A 21,198-nucleotide genomic window follows, 5' to 3' on the forward strand; every position below is an offset into this window, starting at 1 on the left:
CTGTCCGTTGGCAGATGGTTCACGGGATTCTATAGAGAGTCTAAGAGGGTTGGGCGAAGAGTCGTTTTCAAGTTGTGTAGTTTAAAAGGGTGGTGAATAACTTCAGGCAATTTTAGAAAACAGGTTTAAGACCGGTGGGGCCGGGAAACAGTGTTCCAGCCCCGTGGGTCATCAGTCTTTCCAGACTTGCGGATTAACCAGATCCTGCGGCCGTTCGCCGAGCAGTGCACTGCGCAGATTGGTCATCGCCCGATTGGCCATGGCTTCACGGGTTTCATTCGTCGCCGATCCGATGTGCGGCAAGGTCACTGCGTTTTTCAGCTGGAACAGCGGCGATTCGGCCAGCGGCTCTTTTTCGTAGACGTCGAGGCCGGCGCCGCGAATGCGGTTGTTCTGCAACGCTTCGATCAATGCGGGCTCGTCGACTACCGGGCCGCGGGAGATGTTCACCAGAATCGCGTTCGGCTTCATCAGCGCCAGTTCGCGATGGCTGATCAGATGACGGGTCTTGTCGCTGAGCGGCACCACCAGGCAGACGAAATCGGCTTCGGCCAGCAGTTGGTCAAGGCTGCGGAACTGTGCGCCGAGTTCCTGTTCCAGTCCGGTCTTGCGACTGTTGCCGCTGTAGAGGATTGGCATGTTGAAACCGAAGCGCCCGCGACGGGCGACGGCGGCGCCGATGTTGCCCATGCCGACGATGCCCAGGGTCTTGCCGTGCACGTCGCAGCCGAACAGCGGTGCGCCGACGCTGGCCTGCCACTGACCGGCCTTGGTCCAGGCGTCCAGTTCGGCGACGCGGCGGGCGCTGCTCATGATCAGGGCGAAGGCCAGGTCGGCGGTGCTTTCGGTCAGCACGTCCGGGGTATTGGTGAGCATGATTCCGCGTTCATTGAAGTAGGCGAGGTCGTAGTTGTCGTAGCCGACGGAGACGCTGGAGACCACTTCGAGTTTCGCGGCGTTTTCCAGTTGGGCCTTGCCGAGTTTGCGACCGACGCCGATCAGGCCGTGAGCGTGGGGCAGGGCTTCGTTGAACTGGGCGTTGATGTCGCCGTTTTTCGGGTTGGGGACGATGACGTCGAAGTCCTGTTGCAGGCGTTCGATCATGGGTGGGGTGATGCGGCTGAAGGCCAAAACTGTTTTTTTCATCGCTATGGGCTCGGCTTCGGGGCTTTATTGCCAAGCAAGCTAACATTTCTGTTTTGGGTTGTCTTGGCGGCCTCTGGGCCGACCAGGCTTTTGGGGTTTTGGGTGAATATCCGTTTCTGCGGGTGTTGCGGCTGGCGGTTTCGCCCTTACGGCGAGTCACTTTGGCAAACGCCCCAAAGTAACCAAAACGCTGGGCCCCGGCGTTCGGCACCTCGCCTGGGCTCGGAGTTCCTTCGCTCCGGGATTCATCCGGGGGCACCGCCTCCGGTTTGCTTCGCTGCACCTCCTCTCGGTGTGTTCGACTTCGTCGAACGGCGCTACGCGCCCACCCCCGGATGAATCCCTCCACTCAGCCTGCCGAAGGGGCCGGCACGTCAAAAGCGGTACTCGAGCTAACGCTCATTGTGTTTAATTCGCCACCCGCACCCCCGCCAGACTCCCACTCATCTCATAAGCCGCCAATTCCGCCTGATGCCCCGCCAGTATCTCCGGCAAAGACCCGCGCAGATACTCGACCCAGGTCTTGATCTTCGCATCCAGATACTGCCGCGACGGGTAGATCGCATACAGGTTCAGTTCCTGCGAGCGGTAGTTCGGCATCACCCGCACCAGCGAGCCGTTACGCAAGCCTTCGATCGCGGCATACACCGGCAATACACCGACACCCATCCCGCTGGTGATCGCGGTTTTCATCGCGTCGGCGGAGTTCACCAGGAAGGGTGAGCTGTTGATGGTGACCATTTCCTGGCCTTCCGGGCCGTCGAAGGCCCATTTTTCCAGGGGGATCACCGGGCTCACCAGACGCAGGCAGGCGTGGTTCAGCAGGTCGCTGGGTTTCTGTGCGCAGCCGTTGGCTTTCACGTAGGCCGGGGAGGCGCAGACGATGCTGTAGGTGATGCCCAGGCGTTGCGAGACGAAGCCCGAGTCCGGCAGTTCGCGGGCCAGGACGATGGACACGTCGTAGCCTTCGTCGAGCAGGTCCGGCACGCGGTTGGCCATGGTCAGGTCGAAGGTCACGTCCGGGTGGGTCTTGCGGTAGCGGGCGATGGCGTCGATCACGAAGTGCTGGCCGATGCCGGTCATGGTGTGCACTTTCAACTGACCGGCCGGGCGCGCGTGGGCTTCGCTGGCTTCGGCTTCGGCTTCTTCGACGTAGGCGAGGATCTGCTCGCAGCGCAGCAAGTAGCGCTTGCCGGCCTCGGTGAGCGCAATGCGTCGGGTCGTGCGATTCAGCAGGCGGGTTTGCAGGTGGGCTTCCAGGTTGGAGACCGCGCGCGAGACGTTGGCAGTGGTGGTGTCGAGTTGCACGGCGGCAGCGGTGAAGCTGCCGGCTTCGGCCACACAACTGAAGGCGCGCATGTTTTGCAAAGTGTCCATGGGGTGCTCTCAAGGGAGATGGCAAATTGTGACACGAAGTTTCAGGGGCTGAGACCCCCGACCAAGGGATTATCTCGTTAACCGTAACAAAGATTCGCAGAAAACCCAGCTTATCGCCGTTCAGGGCGCCCCCTAGAATTGCGCCCACCTCGAAACATCCCCCACCTCAGGAATTCGCAGCAGTGCCGCGTCGCATCAACAGAGCGTTTTTGCCGCTCAGTGTTCTGGCTATTTCGTTAGGTCTCAGCGGCTGCATCGGAACCGGAGGGATTGCCCCGCAGGGCAAGGCTCTGGAGGCCAATGAACTGGCCACCGACGAGGCCATCGCCCACGCCGCCCGTGACGCAAACTGGCCCACCGCCCAATGGTGGCAAGCCTACGGCGACCCGCAACTCAATCGCTGGATCGACCTGGCCGTGCAAGGCAGTCCGACCCTGGCCATGGCCGCCGCGCGAGTGCGTCAGGCCCGGTCCATGGCCGGTGTCGCCGAAGCTGCCGAGTCGTTGCAGATCAATGGCGAGTCGACCCTCAAGCGCCACAACTGGCCGACCGATCAGTTCTACGGTCCCGGCGAGCTGGCCAATACCACGACCTGGGACAACAACGCCGCACTGGGTTTCAGCTACGCCCTCGACCTCTGGGGCCGTGAAAGCAACAGCACCGAACGTGCGGTGGACCTCGCGCACATGAGCGCTGCCGAGGCGCGCCAGGCGCAGCTCGAATTGCAGAACAACATCGTGCGCGCCTACATCGAACTGTCGTTGCATTACGCCCAGCGCGACATCGTCGCGGCGACGCTCAAGCAGCAACAGCAGATTCTCGAACTGGCGCAGAAGCGCCTCAACGGCGGGATCGGCACGCACTTCGAAGTCAGCCAGGCCGAAACCCCGCTGCCGGAAACTCATCGACAGCTGGATGCACTGGACGAAGAAATCGCCCTGAGCCGCAACCAGATCGCCGCACTGGCCGGCAAAGGGCCGGGCGCCGGTGCGCAATTGCAGCGTCCGACCCTGTCCCTCGGCGCGGCACTGAAACTGCCGTCGGCATTGCCCGCCGAACTGCTCGGCCAGCGTCCGGACGTGGTCGCCAGTCGCTGGCAAGTGGCGGCCCAGGCACGCGGGATCGATGTCGCGCATGCCGGGTTCTACCCCAACGTCGATCTGGTCGGCAGCCTCGGCTACATGGCCACCGGCGGTGGTGCGCTGGAGTTTTTGACCGGCAAGAAGCTCAACTACAACGTCGGGCCGGCGATCTCCCTGCCGATCTTCGACGGCGGGCGACTGCGCGCCGAACTCGGTGAAGCGTCGGCGGGTTATGACATCGCCGTCGCGCATTACAACCAGACCCTGGTCAATGCGCTGAAGAACATCTCCGACCAGTTGATCCGCCGCGAGTCGATGGACAAGCAGCAGACCTTCGCCGCCGAATCGGTGGCTACGGCGCAGAAGACTTACGACATCGCGATGATCGCCTACCAGCGCGGGCTCACGGATTACCTCAACGTGCTCAACGCCCAGACCCTGCTGTTCAAACAGCAGCAGGTTCAGCAGCAGGTGCAGGCGGCGCGGTTGAGTGCCCATGCGGAACTGGTGACGGCATTGGGCGGTGGCCTTGGCGCGGGTAAAGACGTGCCGACTGCCGAACAGACCGCCGCACCGAAAACCCCGGCCCTACTTCAAGCCCTCGACCACTGAGCAAGCCTTAATGACTCCCTTGCCCGCACCTTTGCGCTGGCTCTACTCCCTGGAATGGCGCCGGGGTTTCTTCGACTGGGCGCGCAGCGACGGCGTGACCTGGGTCTACATCTTCAAGGTGTTGATCGCAGCATTCCTGACCCTGTGGCTGGCGATGCGCCTGGAGTTGCCGCAACCGCGCACAGCGATGATCACCGTGTTCATCGTCATGCAGCCGCAGAGCGGCCAGGTGTTCGCCAAGAGTTTCTATCGCTTCCTCGGCACCCTGGCCGGGTCGGCGATGATGGTGACGCTGATTTCACTGTTCGCCCAGAACACCGAACTGTTCCTCGGCTCGCTGGCGATCTGGGTCGGCATCTGCTCGGCCGGCGCCGCCCGTTGCCGCAACTTCCGCGCCTACGGTTTTGTGCTGGCCGGGTACACGGCGGCGATGGTCGGCCTGCCGGCGCTGGCCCATCCCGATGGCGCGTTCATGGCGGCGGTGTGGCGAGTGCTGGAGATCTCGCTGGGGATTCTCTGCTCGACCCTGGTCAGCGCCGCGATCCTGCCGCAGACTGCCAGTGCGGCGATGCGCAACGCCTTGTATCAGCGTTTCGGTGTGTTCGCGCTGTTCGTCACCGACGGTCTGCGCGGGCGCAGCAAACCGGAGGCGTTCGAGGCCAGCAACGTGCGCTTCATCGCCGAAGCGGTGGGGCTGGAAGGGCTGCGCAGCGTGACCGTGTTCGAAGACCCGCACATGCGTCGGCGCAACGGTCGGCTCAGTCGCCTGAACAGCGAGTTCATGGGCATCACCACCCGGTTCAACGCCTTGCACCAGTTGCTCGAGCGTCTGCGCGTCAATGACGAAGAGCATGTCGTGGCGGCGATCAAGCCGGGCCTGCAGGATCTGGCCGAAGTGCTCGACGGCTTCAGCGGTCGTGCCCTGACCAGCCCGGACGCGGCGCGTCTGGTGACGGCGCTGACAGCTTACAAGGAAGGTTTGCCGGCACGGGTGCGCAGTCTGCGGGCGGCCTTCCAGGAGAGTGCACCGAGCGACGCCGAGTTGCTGGATTTCCACACCGCGTATGAACTGCTCTATCGCTTCGTCGATGACCTGCACGGTTATGCACAGACCCACGCGTCGCTGGCCGATCACAGCCACGAGCGCGAACGCTGGGACGAGCCGTTCACCCCGCAGACCAGTTGGTGGGCGGCGGCTGCATCGGGGATTCGTGCCGCGTTCATCCTGGTCGTGCTCGGCAGTTACTGGGTCGCCACCGCGTGGCCGAGCGGCGCGACCATGACCCTGATTGCCGCTGCCACCGTGGGCCTGTCGGCGGCGACGCCGAACCCGAAACGCATGGCGTTCCAGATGGCCTGCGGTACGTTCCTCGGGGCGTTGATCGGCTTCGTCGAGATGTTTTTCATCTTCCCGTGGATCGATGGTTTCCCGCTGCTGTGCGTGATGCTCGCGCCGGTGATCGTGCTCGGCTCGTTCCTCGCATCGCGGCCGCAATACGCCGGTGTCGGCCTGGGGCTGCTGATCTTTTTCAGCACCGGTTCGGTGCCGGACAACCTGACGATCTACAACCCCTACACCTTCATCAACGACTACATCGCCATGGTCATGGGCATGCTGGTCTGCGCGGCGGCGGGGGCGATCATCCTGCCGCCGAACAGCCGCTGGTTGTGGCAGCGCCTGGAGCAGGACCTGCGCGGGCAAGTGGTGTACGCGATCAGCGGCAAGCTCAAGGGCCTGGCGTCGAGCTTCGAAAGCCGTACCCGCGACCTGATGCATCAGGCTTATGGTCTGGCGGCCGGTCAGCCGCTGGTGCAGAAAAACCTGCTGCGCTGGATGTTCGTGGTGCTGGAAGTCGGCCACGCGATCATCGAATTGCGCAAGGAACAGGCGATCCTGCCGGTGCATCCGGCGTATGCCGAATCCCAGCCATGGCGCCAGGCGATCCGGGTCATGGGGCGTTCGCTGGTGCGGCTGTTCCTGCAACCGAATACGAGCAATCTGGAGCGCGCACTGGTTGCGGTCGATCATGCGATCAGCCGTGTCGCCGCCACCGACGAGCCGTTCGCGCCGCACTTCGATACCTCGGCGCTGCGTCGGGTGAAAAGCTACCTGCACTTCATCCGCACCTCGCTGCTCGACCCGCAATCGCCACTCGCTGCCTACGCCATCGCCAAGCCCGAAGGACTTGCCCATGCCTCGTGAAATCGCCTTCCACGGCGTGTACATGCCGACCATGACCCTGATGTTTTTCGTCGCTGCGGCACTGGCCTGGGCGCTGGATCGATTCTTGTCCGGGTTCGATCTGTATCGCTTCTTCTGGCACCCGGCGCTGTTGCGTCTGAGCCTGTTTACCTGTCTGTTCGGCGCGATGGCGCTGACTGTCTACCGTTGAGAACGTTCTGATGAAAAAGTTTTTCAGCCTGCTCGCGACCCTGCTGGTGCTGGCCCTGGCGCTGTGGATCGGCCGCACGTTGTGGGAGCACTACATGAACACCCCGTGGACCCGCGACGGTCGGGTGCGCGCCGACATCATCAACGTCGCCGCCGACGTCACCGGTGAAGTGGTCGACGTGCCGGTACGTGACAACCAGTTGGTGAAGAAGGGGGATCTGCTGATGCAGATCGACCCCGAGCACTATCGCCTGGCGGTGAAACAGGCGCAGTCGCTGGTGGCTTCGCGCAAGGCCACGTGGGAGATGCGCAAGGTCAACGCCCACCGCCGCGCCGATCTGGACAACCTGGTGATCTCCAAGGAAAACCGCGACGACGCCAGCAACATCGCAGACTCGGCACTGGCCGATTACCAACAGGCCCAGGCGCAACTGGAAGCCGCCGAACTCAACCTCAAACGCACCGAAGTGCGGGCGGCGGTGGACGGCTACGTGACCAACCTCAATGTGCATCGCGGCGACTACGCGCGTATCGGCGAAGCGAAAATGGCGGTGGTCGACATGAACTCGTTCTGGGTCTACGGCTTCTTCGAAGAAACCAAACTGCCTCACGTGCGCGTCGGTGACAAAGCCGACATGCAACTGATGAGTGGCGAAGTCCTCAAGGGGCATGTGGAAAGCATTTCCCGCGGCATCTACGATCGTGATAACCCGGAAAGCCGTGAATTGATCGCCGATGTGAACCCGACCTTCAACTGGGTGCGCCTGGCGCAACGGGTGCCGGTGCGGATTCATATCGATGAAGTGCCGGAAGGTGTGCTGCTGGCGGCGGGGATTACCTGCACCGTGGTGGTGAAGCAGGGCGCTGTGGATAACTGACAGACCGAGTGGTAGCCATTCGCCTGATCGTTCCCACGCTCTGCGTGGGAATGCATCCTGTGACGCTCTGCGTCACGCCCTGTATTTCAAAGCTGCCCGCGCAAGCCGAAGCGCTTCATCAACGTCGACTCCAGCAAGCCTTTCGGCAGCAAGGTCGCCAGCAACGGCAACGCCCGGCTGCCATTGCCGATGCGGATCAGCCGTGGCGGCTTGCTTTGCTGCACAGCCTTGAGCAGCTCGGCGGCAAATTCGCTGGCCGGCGTCGGTTTGTCCTGGGACGCCTTGGCCCGCGCCCGGATGCCTTCACGCAATGGAAACCACGGCGATTGTTCGTTGATCAGTTGTTCGGCCTCGTGCCCGGCATTCTTGGCGAAGCTGGACTGAATCGCCCCCGGCTGTACTTCCATCACGCGAATCCCGAACGGCGCCAGCTCCATGCGCAGCGCATCGCTCAACGCATGCACCGCCGCTTTCGACGCGCAATACGCACCAGCGAACGGTGTGACCAGCACCCCGGAAACACTGCCGACATTCACCACCAATCCCTTGGCCCGGCGCAGCACCGGGAACAGCGCTCGGGTCACGCCGACGATCGAAAACACGTTGGTTTCGAACTGGCGCTGCATGGCCGCCACGCCGCCGTCGAGCAGCGGCCCCATGGCGCCGTAACCGGCATTGTTGATCAGTACGTCGAGGCCGCCGTGTTGCTGGTTGATCCGCTCGGCGAGTTGTTCCAGTGCTGCGTTGTTGTTGACATCGAGCTGCACCGCCGTGAATCCGGCGGCGCTTAGCGCGGCGACATCTTCAGCCTTGCGCGCACTGGCCCAGACCTCGTAGCCAGCGCCTTTGAAGGCATCGGCGAGGGCGCGGCCGATGCCGCTGGAACAACCGGTAATCAACGCAACGGGCATGGCGCATTCCTTGTGCAAAGTGTGAGGGGAGGGGATCAGTCGGAGAAACTACCCTGCAATCGCTCGGCGCGAAACTCCAGGGTTTGCGGGCGATAACCGGGACGCAGCGGTGGCAGCGGCAAGCAGTCTTCCCAATTACCGCCGGCCTGCAGTTCGCCGGGGCCGCGATAGCGTGGGGCGGCGTATTGATTGTCGGCCAGATTCACCGTGTCGCCCGGCGCATAAGCTGCAATATGCCAGCGCAGTTCGGTCAGCGGCACGTCGTTGCCGTTGTTCATCTTCAGTTGCAACGGGCGATCCGCCGGGCACTGCCCGGGTGCATAGGTGATGCGCAACTCGAGCCGCGCCAGTTGCTTGACCTCGCGATTGTCCAGCCACACCACCCACATCGCCACCAACCCGAGGCCGACAGCGGCAGCCATCGACACCGGCAAGGCCTTGGCCGGATAGCGCAACAGCAGGATCAGCCAGGTGATGACCAACAAGACGCCGATGAACATGTCGCGAAACCTCGTGGGCAGGGAAGCTTCATCCTACCTAAGCCTGAATGAGGTTGGCGAAAAAAAAAGCCCCCGCCCAACCCGCTGCGGATAGGGGACGCAGCGGGCTGGACGGGGGCTTTTAATTACAGAGCGATCACTGCGCGATGGTTTTCACCGACACGCCGCGTTCGATCGGGGTGGAGCGACCGTAGATATCCTCGAAGCGCTCGATATCGTCTTCACCCAGGTACGAACCCGACTGCACTTCGATGATTTCCAGCGGGATCTTGCCCGGGTTGCGCAGGCGATGCACCGAGGCGATCGGGATATAGGTCGACTGGTTTTCGCAGAGCAGGAACACGTTCTCGTCGCAAGTCACTTCGGCGGTGCCGCTGACCACGATCCAGTGTTCGGCGCGGTGGTGGTGCATCTGCAGCGACAGGCACGCACCCGGTTTGACCGAGATGTGCTTGACCTGGAAGCGTCCGCCCATGTCCACCGAGTCGTAGGAACCCCACGGACGGTAGACCTCACAGTGGTTCTGGGTTTCGCTGCGGCCCTGCTCGTTGAGCGTGTTGACCATCTGCTTGACGCCCTGGACCTTGTCCTTGTGGGCGATCATCATGGCGTCCTTGGTTTCGACCACCACGATGTTTTCCAGGCCGATCACCGACACCAGTTTGCCGTTGCCGTGGATCATGCAGTTCTTGCTGTCCTGGATCACCACGTCGCCCTTGCTGACGTTGCCGTTGGCGTCCTTCTCGTTGACTTCCCACAACGACGACCAGCAGCCGACATCGCTCCAGCCCGCCGACAACGGCACCACGCAGGCGCGCTGGGTCTTTTCCATCACGGAATAGTCGATGGAGTTGTCCGGGCAGCAGGCGAAGGTGGCTTCGTCGAAGGTGATGGTGTCCGGATCCTGAGTGCTGCGCTCCAGGGTCAGCAGGCAGGTGTCGTAGATGTCCGGATCGTGTTTTTTCAGCTCTTCGAGGAAGCGGCTGGCGCGGAACAGGAACATGCCGCTGTTCCAGTAGTAACCGCCGGACTCGACGTACTCGGTGGCGCGTTTGACGTCGGGTTTTTCCACGAAGTGCGAAACGCGGCTTACGCCTTCCGGCAGCAGCGAATCGCCTGTGGACTTGATGTAGCCGTAACCGGTTTCCGGTTTGGTGGCCGGCACGCCGAACAGCACCATCTCGCCGTTTTCTGCCGCCACGGTGGCCAGGGCCAGCGCACGTTGCAGGGCTTTCTGGTCTTCGAGAACGTGGTCGGCCGGCAACACCAGCATCAGTTCGTCGCGACCTTCATTGACCAGCATCATCGCGGTCAGCGCCACGGCCGGCGCGGTGTTGCGGCCGAACGGCTCCATCAGGATGCGCTGGCATTCCAGGTTCCGGTTGCTCAGCTGTTCGTTGACGATGAAGCGGTGATCCTTGTTGCAGACCACGATCGGGGTGTCCATGCCTTCGAACACCAGACGCTCGAGGGTTTGCTGGAACAGTGTGTGTTCGCCGGTCAGGGCGAGGAACTGCTTGGGAAACTGCTTGCGCGAAAGCGGCCAAAGACGTGAACCGCTACCACCTGACAAGATCACCGGAATCATATTGTTTACTCCATAAAATCGATTGGGTTAGAGCCACGAGCCTGTGTCGTTTCACTCTTGTTGTTATTCCGTGCCGGGCAGCGACGGCTGCCCGGTTTCATGTGCTTAGCGGGTCGACACCGGGCGCTTCACCCAGACTGGCGACAGGTTGCTGCCGTTGCCGGTGACGTACAGCACCGCTGCCTCACCGCGCTCCAGGGCGACCGGTTTCACGTCGCCGACTTTCTTGTCGCCTTCGTACAGCGCGAGGCTGACTTTCACCGGGTTGATTTCACGCTCGCCACGGCCCTTGGCGGCCACGTTCGGCACCACGTCGGTCTTGCCGTCGGCGGTCTTCAGGGTCAGCGGCTTGTCGCTGAGGTTCTGCACGCGCACCAGGGATTTCTGCTTGTTCTTGAACGGCGGTTCTTCGATCAGTTGCGGTGCGCCGGAGGCGTTGTTGACCAGGGTGTAGTAATGGTCACCGGCGAGTTTTACCGGCAGGGTCTGGCTGCCGATCTTGGCGCTGTAGTCACCGCCCGGCATGAAGCTGAAGTCGCTGCTGGCCAGTGGTGCAACGTCGCTCAGATTGGTGCTGCCGACGGTGGCGCTGACTTCAGCGTTGCTGGCGTTGTAGACCCGTACGAAGGTCGAGCCTTTCGGTGCGGTCGGGCCGTACAGCGCAGCGTCACCACCGGCGAAGGCCTGGACCGACAGCACGCTGAGGCCAGCGACCAGAGCAATGCGTTTGGCGAGACGACGAGGAGTTGTAGTGAAAGTCATGGTGTACCTCTCTTTCAGTTTTGCGCCCGATCGGGCGTCTCGGATTTAGTGTTGATTGCTACGTTTTGTTGGCGCGCGCCGGCTTGTTTAAGCTCTGCGATCCACTGCGGGTCGGCGTCGCCGATTTCGTTGTTCACAGGCAGATATCGTTCAGGAAACTCCCAGATCAGCACCTGTGGCGGGCTGTTCTTGAAGTCATCGCTTTTCAGGTAACTGAGCATCGGCAGGATCGGGCCGTGGCCGTCCTCGGCGTAGTTGACGACGTCGCTGTGCAGCGCTTGCTTGAGCGCACCGACAAAGTTCCAGTTGGGGTTGGCGCTGTAGCTGGTGCCGATCAGCGCGACCGGCACTTCGCTGTTGGCGAACAGCGCGTCGTCACCGGCAGGCTGTTCGGTAGCGGCCACGGTGTTGCGCTTTTGCAGCGGCTCTTGCGCCGGCATCAGGTTTTCGAACAGCGGATCCAGCGGCAGGAACAGACGCAGGTCGCCCTTGTGCGTGACCTTCTCCGCCGGCGTAGTGACGAAGCGCTGCGGCTCGCCGCTGAGCGGGAATTTTTCAGCGATGGTCTTCGCCAGGGTGTTGGCGGCGATTTCGGCGCCTTCCGGGGTCCAATGGGTGTCGGTGCGCAGGAACACTTGCTGTCCGTTCTGCTTGGCTTTTTGCAGCGGGCCGAGCAGGTCGGGGGCGAGGATCTTGTCGGCCGCGACACGGGCGTGGAAGTCCTGATAAAGGTTGGCGTGGATGCTCGCCGGCTTCACTTCACCCAGGTGTTCCGGGTACAGGCGAACCTTGGCCGGCACGATCGCCATCACCAGTTTCACGCCTTTTTCTTTCAGGGTCTGGCGCACGCCTTCGACCAGCGCGTAGTTGCCTTGCAGGTTCAGCTCTTCGTTGACGATCGGGTTGAATTCCTCATCGCTGTACAACCACTGATCGCGACCGAGCACCACGCCCGGACGACCTTCGTTGAACAGTTTGAAATCCAGCGCGGCCCAGAGGTTGGTGCCCAGACGCTTGATCGGGAATTCATCGTCGTAATGGGTTTCCACGGCTTTGGTCCAGCGACCGTTGAGCACCGTCGCGTCGGCGTTGGTGCTGAAGCCGAAGAAGCTGCGCACCGACCACAGACCGAGCACCAGCAGGGTCACCAGAAACAGCGCGATGTAGAAGATGCGTAATGAGCGGGTCATGTCAGATCCCTCAGAACTGGAAGTAAAGGAACGGCGAGAAGCTTTGCGCCGAGAGTTTGAGAATCGAGGCGATGAACAGCAGCAGGATCAGCCCGCGCATCACGTAGCGCGACCAGTCCGCCGTCCAGTACGCCGGTTGCACCTGGGCGTCGACGCCGACGGTGTAGCCAGGTTCGTGGATGCTCGCCGGGTTTTCGCCGGGGGCAGCCTTGATCAGGCCCGGGGTCGCTGCGGCAGGGCCATCGGACTCGACGTTGACCGCAGGTTTTGTTTTGACCGGAGGCTGATTGGTGTACAGATCACGTAGGCCGAAGAACGCCAGGGTCACGTAGGCCACAACGAGGGTTGCGACCTGCAGACCGGTGAGGCTGGCCTGATTGAGTTCCGACAGCGACCAGTCGCCGAAGCTGAACATCGCGCCGTACATGCGCCCGGCGACGTGCAGGTTCTCGGCACGGAAAATCACCCAGCCCATGACCACCAACAGGAAGGTCAGCGCCCAGCGGATCGGGTTGAGGCTGCGCGGAGAGGTGTTGAGGCCGAGCATTTTTTCGATCGCCAGCCACATGCCGTGCCACGCACCCCAGACGATGTAGGTGATGTTCGCGCCGTGCCACAGACCACCGAGCAGCATGGTCAGGAACAGGTTGCGATAGGTCATCAGCGTGCCTTTGCGGTTACCGCCGAGGGTGATGTAGAGGTAGTCACGCAGCCAGGTCGACAGGCTGATGTGCCAGCGGCGCCAGAACTCGGTGATCGACTGGCTGATGTACGGCTGCTTGAAGTTTTCCATGAAGCGGAAACCCATCATCAGGCCCAGACCAATCGCCATGTCGCTGTAGCCGGAGAAGTCGAAATACAGCTGCGCGGTGTAGGCCAGCGCGCCGAGCCAGGCATCACCCGTGGTCGGGTTCTGCAGGGCGAAGCAATGGTCGGCGACCACGGCCAGGGTGTCGGCGATGAACACCTTCTTGATGAAACCCTGCATGAACCGTGTGCAGCCCTCGGAGAACTTGTCGAGGGTGTGGGTGCGGTTGTTGAACTGGTCGGCCAGGTCACGGAAACGCAGCACGGGCCCGGCGATCAGGTGCGGGAAGATCGCCACGAACGCCGCGAAGTCGATCAGGTTGCGGGTGGCCGGGGTGTCGCCGCGATACACGTCGATGATGTAGCTGATCGACTCGAAGATGTAGAACGAGATACCGATCGGCAACAGCACGTGGGTCAGGATGAACGGCTCGAGACCGACCGACGCCATCATCGCGTTGATGCTGTCGACGCCGAAGTTGGCGTACTTGAAGTAGCCGAGGATGCACAGATCCACCGCCACGCCGAGCAACAGCCAGCGCTGGGCCGGTCTGGTGCGCACGCCGGCGGCGCCGACTTTGAGGCCGATCCAGTAGTTCCACAGGGTGACGCCGGCGAACAGCGCCAGGAAGTCCACCCGCCACCACGCATAGAACACGTAGCTGGCGATCAGCAGCAGCAGGTTGCGATAGCGTTGCCCGCTCAGGTAGTACAAGCCGAGAAAGATCGGCAAGAACAGAAACAGGAACACGTTGGATGAAAATACCATCCCGATCTCTCCATGTTTGAACCAACAGTCAAGGGCCAAAGCCCCCCCAAACCCCCCGTGGTGCTGGAGGGGTGAAACGATCTGCGACTAACTGCCCTTGTTACCTTTCTCGTGGGACGGGTCGTAGACCTTGGTCAGGTCGCCACCCAGTCGAAACGTCTTGAACGGCTGCATCCCGTGCTTCTTCTCCAGCACATCCGGCGAACAGGTGTAGAGGCTGCAGAACGGCTCGAGCCAGGCGAATTTCATGTCCTCTTTCAAATCGGTCATGTCCTGTTCCTTGCCGTTCTTCTTCTCGAACTCCTCGGGGTCTTTCACCCCGGCCAGCACCCGGTCACCCAGACGCTTCAGCGCGCCGTTGTTTTCCTGACGCAGATCCACACCGTTGACCTGGGCGAAACTGGCAATCATCGCCAGCGGCGGCAGGGCGTAGTTGTGATAGGCGAGGGCGCGTTGCTGGCGCTTGAGTTCGTTCGGCAGGTAGCCGTCGGCGTCGATCTGATTGACGCCGACCTTGTATTCCTTGACCGCCCAATCGAACAGGTCGCGGCGGTTGGTGGCGATGGACGTCGCCATCACCGACCAGGCGGCCCAGTAGGAGTGGTTGTTGGTTTTCTCCAGCGGCAGGTTGTCCCAGTCGCTGACCACCTGATCGGCCATCTTGCTGAACCAGGCTTCGATCAACTGCGCTTCCTGCTGGTGCTGGGCCAGCGGATGGGAGTCGGAGAATTTCAGGCGAATGTACGAAGAGGCCATGCTGCCCAGCGCCCATTTGCGCATCGACTTGCCGGTGTGGTTGAAGTCCTTGGACATCAATGCATCCGCCCGAGCCCAAGTAGCCAGCCAGTTCAGCGTGCAATCCAACTGCTCCGGACGACCGTCGCGCATGAACTGCATCACGCGTTTGGCGGTGCCGCGTTCCAGCGTGGTGATGTCTTTGGTGGTGTCGCGAAAGGCTTTTTCCGACTGCACGTTCAGCGTGGCGCGGGCCTTGTCCGAGCCTTCGTATTTGCTGCGAAATTGCAGCGGCCCGGTGTAGGGCGCCGGCATCGCGTCGCAGCCTTCGCTCTTGTCGCCGGTCTTGAATTTATCCACAGCGGCGAAGTAGCCCTGAGGCGGACGCAGTGGCGCGGCGGCCTGAGTGGCCCCGGCGAACATCGCCAGGGTCAGCAGGGATGGCGCAAGCAGATGTTTGATCGTTCGGTTTCGCATGGCAGACCTCATTGCCCGACCTGAGCGGTTTGTTGCCCAGCGCCCGGGAATACGTTGCGTTTGCAGATTTTCGCTTCGACTTTCTGTGGCGCGGTGCCCGCATCCGGGCCCTGGACTTCGACCGCCAGCAGGTTCTGCGAGGCCCAGTCTTCGTCCGTGCGCAACTCAAAGGCGAAACGACCGTCGGTGTCGGAGGTTTCCGGTTTCTCGATCTTGATGTCCTCGTGGCGACCGTTCATGTACCAGAGGGTGGCTTGCAGTTTCTTCACCGATGGATCGGCGAAGCGGATGTCGACCTGATGGCCGCTGTTCTGCAGGTTCAGGTTCTTGCTGTTGACCAGCAGTTCCTGTTTGCCGCCGGGCTTGAGCGTGGTGCTGGCGGACATTTGCGCATCTTTGCCTTCGCAGCCGTTGTCGAGCAGGGACATCATCTGGCGATAGATGGTTTCCTGGTCGAGGCGATACAGCGGCGAGAACTCCCAGATGAGGATTTTCGGCGGCGTCTTCTGGAATTCGTCGCTGCCCAGGTACTGCAGCATCGAACCTTCCAGACCGCCGCCGGGAAAGGCGACGTTGAGAATGTCGGCGCCGATGGCTTCTTCGAGGAAACCGGCGAAGTTGTAGTTCTTGCCGCTGTGGGAAGTGCCGACCAGGGTGATCTGCGGATTACCGGAATCGCCGAACAGATCGCCGTCACCGGCTTCGCCTTTGGGCTCGGTGGTGAACTGGTCCATGTACTGGATCGCGTAACTGGTGCCGCACAGTTGTCCGGCCATGTTGTGCAGGGTGCCGGTCTTGCCCATGCGCCCGGAGCGTTTGGTTTCGAATTCACGTTTGGGAATGTCGGCGAAGGCCGGGATCTGCTTGACCTTCTCGGCGACGATTTTCGCCGTGCGCTGCGCACCGTACGGCGTCCAGTGCTGGTCGCCACGGAAGTAGAAATCGTGGGCGGGCAGGGTGTCGGGCAGCGATTCGTTGGTCAGGGGCGACAGGTCCGGCACCACGTAACCCATCTGCGCGAAACGGCCGAGCATGGTCTTGTAGTTGCCCAGCGCTTTCTCGTAATCGAACGCGGCTTTTTCTGCTGGATTGAGCTTGTTGCGGTTCACCAGGCCACGGGTCGGCTGGTAGACGATCACCAGTTCGACGCCCTTGGCCTTGAACGCATCGTGCAGCTGTTGCAGGCGCTTGTAGCCGGCCGGGGTGGTGTTGAACTCGGTGCGCAGGTCTTCCTGGGTCCGGAACAACCAGTCGCCCTGGGCTTGCACCAGCGTGGTGAAGTTCTGCTGATAACGCGTGGTGTAGTTCTTCGCGTCATGGGCGGCCGGGCACAGGCTGCAGCAGGGTTCGGCGGTGAATTTCGGTGGCTGGACTTCATCTGCGCGGGCGCTATTGCTGGCCGCCAGAATGCCCACGGTCAGGGCCGACAGGCTGAGTAATTTGATCAGGTGTGGGTGCATAAAATTATCCTCAGTCCCGCATTTCGGTCTGGCGTTCGACAGGGTCGATCAGCACGGCTTTCTGCTGGCGCACCAGCAGGTCGAGAATTTCATCCTGTCGGTCACCCAGGACGCCGTTGAAGCTGATGCCGCTGGATTTGGTCGGCGCCAGCATCGACACGCGGTACAGCTCGACACTGAGCGGCGAGTCGATGGCCATCGGGCCGCTGCCGTTGGCTGCCAGTTCACCGCCGACCACGATCAGCGAAACCTGGGCGTCGAACGGGTCGAGCTTGATGTCGCGGTCGGTGTCGGTCAGGTCCTTGATGTGGCCGTAGACGCCGGTCAGGCCGTTGGCCATGGCGATGTTTTCGTAGAGGCGGATGTTCACGCTGTTACGAATGCGGATGCCGTGGCGCTTGTTGCTGATGACCTTGTTGCCCCACAGCAGGTTGTCGGCGGACTCGTAAAGCGTGATGCCGTCGGTGTGGTTCTTGTAGATCTCGTTGTAGGCAACGATGTTGTTCACGCTGTTACGGTCGATCACCAGGCCCGAGAGGTGGTTGTCGAAGCTTTTGTTGTTGAAGATGAAGCTGTCGTTCACCTCACGGGAAATGATGATCCCGTGCTTCTTCTTCGTACCGTGGACGGTGTTCTCGGCAATGATCAGACCGTGGGAACGGTCGTGGGGGTCGATGCCGTAGACGATGTTGTCCTTGTAGGTGTTGCCCTTGACCACGAAGTCGCGGGTCTCGTAGCAGTAGAAGCCGTACCACATGTCCGAGAATTCGGAACCGACGATCCAGCCGGTCGGCTCGGGACGCTTGAGCACCTTGGCCATGTTCGGCGTGTACTGGGAAATACTCACGCCGTAGGACTTACTGTTGGCGTAGCCGAAGCTGGCCATCTTGCTGTTGACGATGTAGGTCTCGGTGCCGCCCCAGGCCAGCAGGAACGGGCGGAATTCCTTCGGCGAACGGAAAGTCGCCGGGCCGTTGTCCTTCTCGCGCCAGCCGGTGACTTTGGTGTCACGCACGAACAACTGGCCGTCGTTGACCAGGAACGAACCGGCCTCCTGGGACAGGCGCAGTTCCTGGGTCTGGCCGTCGATTTCGAGGATGCCTTTGCGGCCCACGACGATCGGCAATTTCGCCAGATACACGCCCGGAGAGGTTTCGCTGAAGTACTGTTTTGGCAGTTTCTGCGCCAGCTCTTTCAGGTTCATGTAGCCGTCGTCGACGAAGATCGCCTGCGGGATGCCGTGCTGACGCACCACCCATTCGGCCATCTTGTTGTCACCGCCGATGAAGTCCTTCAGGGCGTCTTCCTGCATCATCCGGCGCACGCTGATCTTGCCCGGTTTGCTGCGCACGATCTTCGCGGCAGCGGCCTCTGCGGTGAAGCCGGAGAGGTCGGGCAGTTTCGGCTTGGCCAGCTCCAGCGCCTCGGTCGGTGCGCTGCTGACGGTGTAGGTCTTGGCCTGTTGCAGCTCCTTGGCGATGGTGACGGGCTTGCCTGGTTGAGGGGCCGCCGGTTCGACGGTGGCGAAGGCGCCAGTCGAGGCCAGCAGCATTGCGCCGGCCAACAGGCTGAGCGAGCCTTTCCTTGGGTTGTTCATGTCGGGCACTCCCTTCGCGGTTTGCATCAGAAGCGCCAGATCACGTCGATGAACGCGCGGTGCATGTACGAATCGACCTGGCTGCCATAGGCGTCACCCGGCTTGAACACGCCGCCACGGAAACGCACCAGGGCCGAAGGCTCGTCGATTGACTGGCTCAGCGCCGCCGGCAGCAGGCCTTGCTTGAAGTACTTGGTGACCACCAGATCCATCTCCTGGCCCAGATCCTTGTTGCCGTCCTGCAGTGGCAGCGAGGTGCTGGAGAGGATTGCGCCGGTCACGTCGTCGGTGTTGTTTTCCACCGCGTTGATGCCGTTGCTGCCCACCGGCTTGTTGCCGTCCACGCGCCAGAACTTGTGGTAGATCAGGCTGGCGTCGTACTGGTCGTTGAGCATCCAGGATCCGAACAGCGTGGCGGTCTGCATGTTGTTCATTTCGCCCCGGAACGCCTCGCCGAAACGGTGAACCCGCGAGCGAGTACCGGTGTAGTTGGAGCGGTTGCTCTCCAGACCGTTCTGTTGGTAATCGGCGCTGGCGCGGGCATAGGCCGCACCGACCTGCCATTGCGGATCGAGGCGCAGGCGCACGCCGATGTCGGTGGCCCATCCGTTGATGTCTTCGCTGCGCTTGGCCTGCACCGGGCGGGTACCGTCGGCGTTCAACGGGTTGACCGTATCGCGGTCGCCGCTCATGCCGGTGATGCTGCCCCAGTAGTTGACGGTGTTGGTGTTGCGCCAGTTGTAGGCGTCGCTGTCGGCGGTCAGGCCGAGCCAGCTGATATCGCCGTTCTGGGTTTTGTCGAGGGTGTCGCGGGGCACACCCGGTTCGGCGTAATCGAGTTTGCCGTCATCGTGGGTGTGATGGCCGCGAATGCCGACCCAGTTGCCCGGTGTCCACTGATACGCTGCATCGGCGTAGGCGTGCAAGCGATCCTTGTCTTTCGGCGCCAGCTCTTTCAGGTCGGTTCGGTATTCGCTGAAGCGTTCGGCGACACCGGCGTTGGCGCGCAGCAGGGTGGTGTCGAAGGTCCAGTTCAGCGCTTCGATGTTGGTGTCGCGCCACTGGCCGTCGTCGTTGCGCAGGCGCTGGCGACCGAATTTGAGGATCTCGCCGGGGTAGGGCGTCAGGCCGCTGTAGCCGACCCAGAATTCACGCATCGCCAGGTAGTTTTTCTTGGTCTTGCGATCACCGCTGTCGGTGGTTTCGGCACCGTCGGACTGTTGCAGGGTGTCGGTCTCGATGATGTCGGTCGAGGTCACGGCCTGGCCCATGGCGTAGGCGCTCCACGCGCCGCTTTCGCCGTAGATCCATGGGCGCAGATCCAGGCCGACGCCGTTGACGTCGCCACCGGGCGCGGTGCCCAGATCACGGTCCTCTTCGGACTGGCCGGTGATTTTCACTTCGAGGCCGAAGTTCTTGGTTTCAGTGATCGCGGCCAGTGTCGGGCAAGACCAGATCAGCGCGAACGTAAGGCCAATGCCGGCCTTCACGAATGGATTCAACTTCATAATTTTTCCTCGCCGTCTTCTTCTTGCAGGGCGTGCAGTTGCAGCGTGTTCTGATTCAGGGCGCCACGGCTGGCCTGTTCCTGTTGCAACAGGCGCTGGGCTTCGGCCAGGCGCTCGGGGGGCAATTGCGCCGCGAGGGTGGTCGCCAGTTCATCGGCTTGCGGGGTGTTTTGCGCCTTGGCCAACTGGCTGAACACATAGGCATTGAGTGGGTCGGGCTGGGTGCCCTTGCCTTGGGAAAACAGCTGGGCAATGGCGAAATCGGCGCTGTTCTGGCCGTTGCGCGCGGCAGTCAGCAGATGGTCGAGAGCCTTCTGCGGATAGACCTTGCCCAGGTAGCCACGGCGGTAGATCTGGCCGAGGTAGTAGTCGGCGGCGACTTCGCGGCCGACGGCTTTCTGGAAATGTTCCTCGGCGACTTTCGCGTCGGCCGGCACCAGTTTGCCTTCGTAGTAGAGCTTGCCCAGCAACAGCTCGGCGCGGGGCTGATCGGCGGCGCGGCCGTTGTCGAGGTACTTCATCATCTGGTCGACGTCGCCCAGTTCCGGGAAGTCGTAGAGCAGTTGCGCCAGCGTCACCCACGAGGCCGGGTAGCCCGGTGCGATCGGTTCGAGCAGCGATTGCGCGGTTTTTTCGTCGGTCTTGCCGAGGGTCGAGTCGGCGAGCACACGGGCAACGGAGTCCACGCGCTGGGCCGTGACGCTGCCACGGCTGTAACCGGCCTGCATTTGCTTGATCAGCTCGGCTTGCTGGTCCGGCTGGGCACGTTTCTGATAGACCGTGGCCAGTTCGACGTAGCAGATGTCGGTGGTGTGCAGTGCGGCCTTGCAGATCTTTTCCACGTCATCCAGATGCTGGTCGTAAGTGCCCTGGGTGCGATACAGCAGCACCTGCGCCAGGCCGGCTTCCGGGTAACCGGATTTGCGCCACTGATCGATCTGCTGCTGGGCGTTGATGTTCGGGAAACTGTGCGGGTATTGCAGGTACAGCATCGCCAACGGGATCAGCGTGTTGCCTTCGCCGTTGGCAGCGGCTTTCTTCAGCAGGGTTTCGGCTTCGTGATGCTCGGCTTCGGTGGAGCCGGGCTTGGCCACCAGCAAGCGACCGAGTCGGGCCTGGGCACGCGGCGACACATCGGCCGCTGCGCGATAGGTCGCCTCGGCCTGTTTGATCTGCGCGGGATCGCGGCTGTCGACCTGGATGTCGGCAAGGCCAACCTGAGCTTCGCTGTAACCCAGATCGGCCAGCGCACGGTAGTTCTGCGCGGCGGTCGCGGTGTCGCCGCGCTTCAGCGCTTCGTTGGCCAGACGCTGGTCGGGCAGGCCGGCGCAACCGGCCAAAGCGATTGCCATGGCCAGCGTCAGCGGGACCGGCAGGATTCTGATAGGGCTCGTCACGGGCATGTCC

The 21,198-nt window shown here is 62.1% G+C and carries 17 protein-coding genes; 4 read left to right on the top strand and 13 right to left on the bottom strand.

What is annotated here, in order from left to right; all coding sequences use genetic code 11:
* Positions 1-171: 171 nt before the first annotated feature.
* Complete coding sequence (locus DLD99_RS05065) at positions 172-1,146, bottom strand: 2-hydroxyacid dehydrogenase (RefSeq protein WP_114881471.1); 975 nt, start codon at positions 1,144-1,146, stop codon at positions 172-174.
* A 408-nt stretch (positions 1,147-1,554) separates the two neighbouring features.
* The gene (locus tag DLD99_RS05070; RefSeq protein ID WP_085711718.1) at positions 1,555-2,523 is read right to left on the bottom strand and encodes a LysR family transcriptional regulator; all 969 of its coding nucleotides are present in this window, start codon (positions 2,521-2,523) and stop codon (positions 1,555-1,557) included.
* A 182-nt stretch (positions 2,524-2,705) separates the two neighbouring features.
* On the opposite strand from DLD99_RS05070, the gene DLD99_RS05075 reads away from it, so the two are divergent.
* The 4 genes from DLD99_RS05075 to DLD99_RS05090 are packed head-to-tail and all read left to right on the top strand — an operon-like array spanning position 2,706 to position 7,487.
* Positions 2,706-4,217 (top strand): efflux transporter outer membrane subunit, encoded by a 1,512-nt coding sequence (locus tag DLD99_RS05075; RefSeq protein ID WP_114881472.1) that lies wholly within the window; start codon positions 2,706-2,708, stop codon positions 4,215-4,217.
* Between the two features lie 10 nt (positions 4,218-4,227).
* Positions 4,228-6,420 (top strand): FUSC family protein, encoded by a 2,193-nt coding sequence (locus DLD99_RS05080; RefSeq protein WP_114881473.1) that lies wholly within the window; start codon positions 4,228-4,230, stop codon positions 6,418-6,420.
* A complete protein-coding gene (locus tag DLD99_RS05085; RefSeq protein ID WP_003221811.1) occupies positions 6,410-6,610 on the top strand; it encodes a DUF1656 domain-containing protein in 201 nt (66 codons plus the stop codon). The genes DLD99_RS05080 and DLD99_RS05085 overlap by 11 nt, the downstream gene beginning before the upstream one ends.
* 10 nt (positions 6,611-6,620) lie before the next feature.
* Positions 6,621-7,487 carry an efflux RND transporter periplasmic adaptor subunit gene (locus DLD99_RS05090; protein WP_085698530.1) on the top strand — a complete coding sequence of 289 codons (867 nt, stop codon included), beginning with the start codon at positions 6,621-6,623 and terminating at the stop codon, positions 7,485-7,487.
* An 86-nt stretch (positions 7,488-7,573) separates the two neighbouring features.
* Here DLD99_RS05090 and DLD99_RS05095 read toward each other — a convergent pair whose 3' ends face one another.
* The 11 genes from DLD99_RS05095 to algK all read right to left on the bottom strand — a co-directional run bounded on the left by DLD99_RS05095 (position 7,574) and on the right by algK (position 21,194).
* Entirely contained in the window at positions 7,574-8,398 is an 825-nt protein-coding gene (locus DLD99_RS05095; RefSeq protein ID WP_114881474.1) for an SDR family oxidoreductase, read from the bottom strand.
* 35 nt (positions 8,399-8,433) lie between these two features.
* Entirely contained in the window at positions 8,434-8,898 is a 465-nt protein-coding gene (locus tag DLD99_RS05100) for a multidrug transporter (RefSeq protein WP_114881475.1), read from the bottom strand.
* 136 nt (positions 8,899-9,034) lie between these two features.
* A complete protein-coding gene (locus tag DLD99_RS05105) occupies positions 9,035-10,486 on the bottom strand; it encodes a mannose-1-phosphate guanylyltransferase/mannose-6-phosphate isomerase (protein ID WP_114881476.1) in 1,452 nt (483 codons plus the stop codon).
* Between the two features lie 105 nt (positions 10,487-10,591).
* A complete protein-coding gene (locus DLD99_RS05110) occupies positions 10,592-11,248 on the bottom strand; it encodes an alginate O-acetyltransferase AlgF (RefSeq protein WP_114881477.1) in 657 nt (218 codons plus the stop codon).
* A 14-nt stretch (positions 11,249-11,262) separates the two neighbouring features.
* Positions 11,263-12,438: an alginate O-acetyltransferase gene (locus DLD99_RS05115; protein WP_114881478.1), complete on the bottom strand. Its 1,176-nt coding sequence runs from the start codon at positions 12,436-12,438 to the stop codon at positions 11,263-11,265.
* A 10-nt stretch (positions 12,439-12,448) separates the two neighbouring features.
* Positions 12,449-14,014: an MBOAT family O-acyltransferase gene (locus DLD99_RS05120; protein ID WP_114881479.1), complete on the bottom strand. Its 1,566-nt coding sequence runs from the start codon at positions 14,012-14,014 to the stop codon at positions 12,449-12,451.
* Between the two features lie 87 nt (positions 14,015-14,101).
* Entirely contained in the window at positions 14,102-15,226 is a 1,125-nt protein-coding gene (locus DLD99_RS05125) for a mannuronate-specific alginate lyase (RefSeq protein WP_114881480.1), read from the bottom strand.
* Between the two features lie 8 nt (positions 15,227-15,234).
* Positions 15,235-16,686, bottom strand: coding sequence for an alginate O-acetyltransferase (locus tag DLD99_RS05130; RefSeq protein ID WP_114881481.1), 1,452 nt, complete (start codon positions 16,684-16,686; stop codon positions 15,235-15,237).
* A gap of 10 nt (positions 16,687-16,696) precedes the next feature.
* Positions 16,697-18,283, bottom strand: coding sequence for a mannuronan 5-epimerase AlgG (algG, locus tag DLD99_RS05135; protein WP_085711702.1), 1,587 nt, complete (start codon positions 18,281-18,283; stop codon positions 16,697-16,699).
* A 26-nt stretch (positions 18,284-18,309) separates the two neighbouring features.
* Complete coding sequence (locus DLD99_RS05140) at positions 18,310-19,791, bottom strand: alginate export family protein (RefSeq protein WP_114881482.1); 1,482 nt, start codon at positions 19,789-19,791, stop codon at positions 18,310-18,312.
* A complete protein-coding gene (gene algK / locus DLD99_RS05145) occupies positions 19,788-21,194 on the bottom strand; it encodes an alginate biosynthesis TPR repeat lipoprotein AlgK (protein ID WP_114881483.1) in 1,407 nt (468 codons plus the stop codon). The genes DLD99_RS05140 and algK overlap by 4 nt, the downstream gene beginning before the upstream one ends.
* Positions 21,195-21,198 lie beyond the last annotated feature (4 nt).

The sequence above is a fragment of the Pseudomonas kribbensis genome (assembly GCF_003352185.1).
Taxonomy (GTDB): Bacteria; Pseudomonadota; Gammaproteobacteria; order Pseudomonadales; family Pseudomonadaceae; genus Aquipseudomonas; species Aquipseudomonas kribbensis.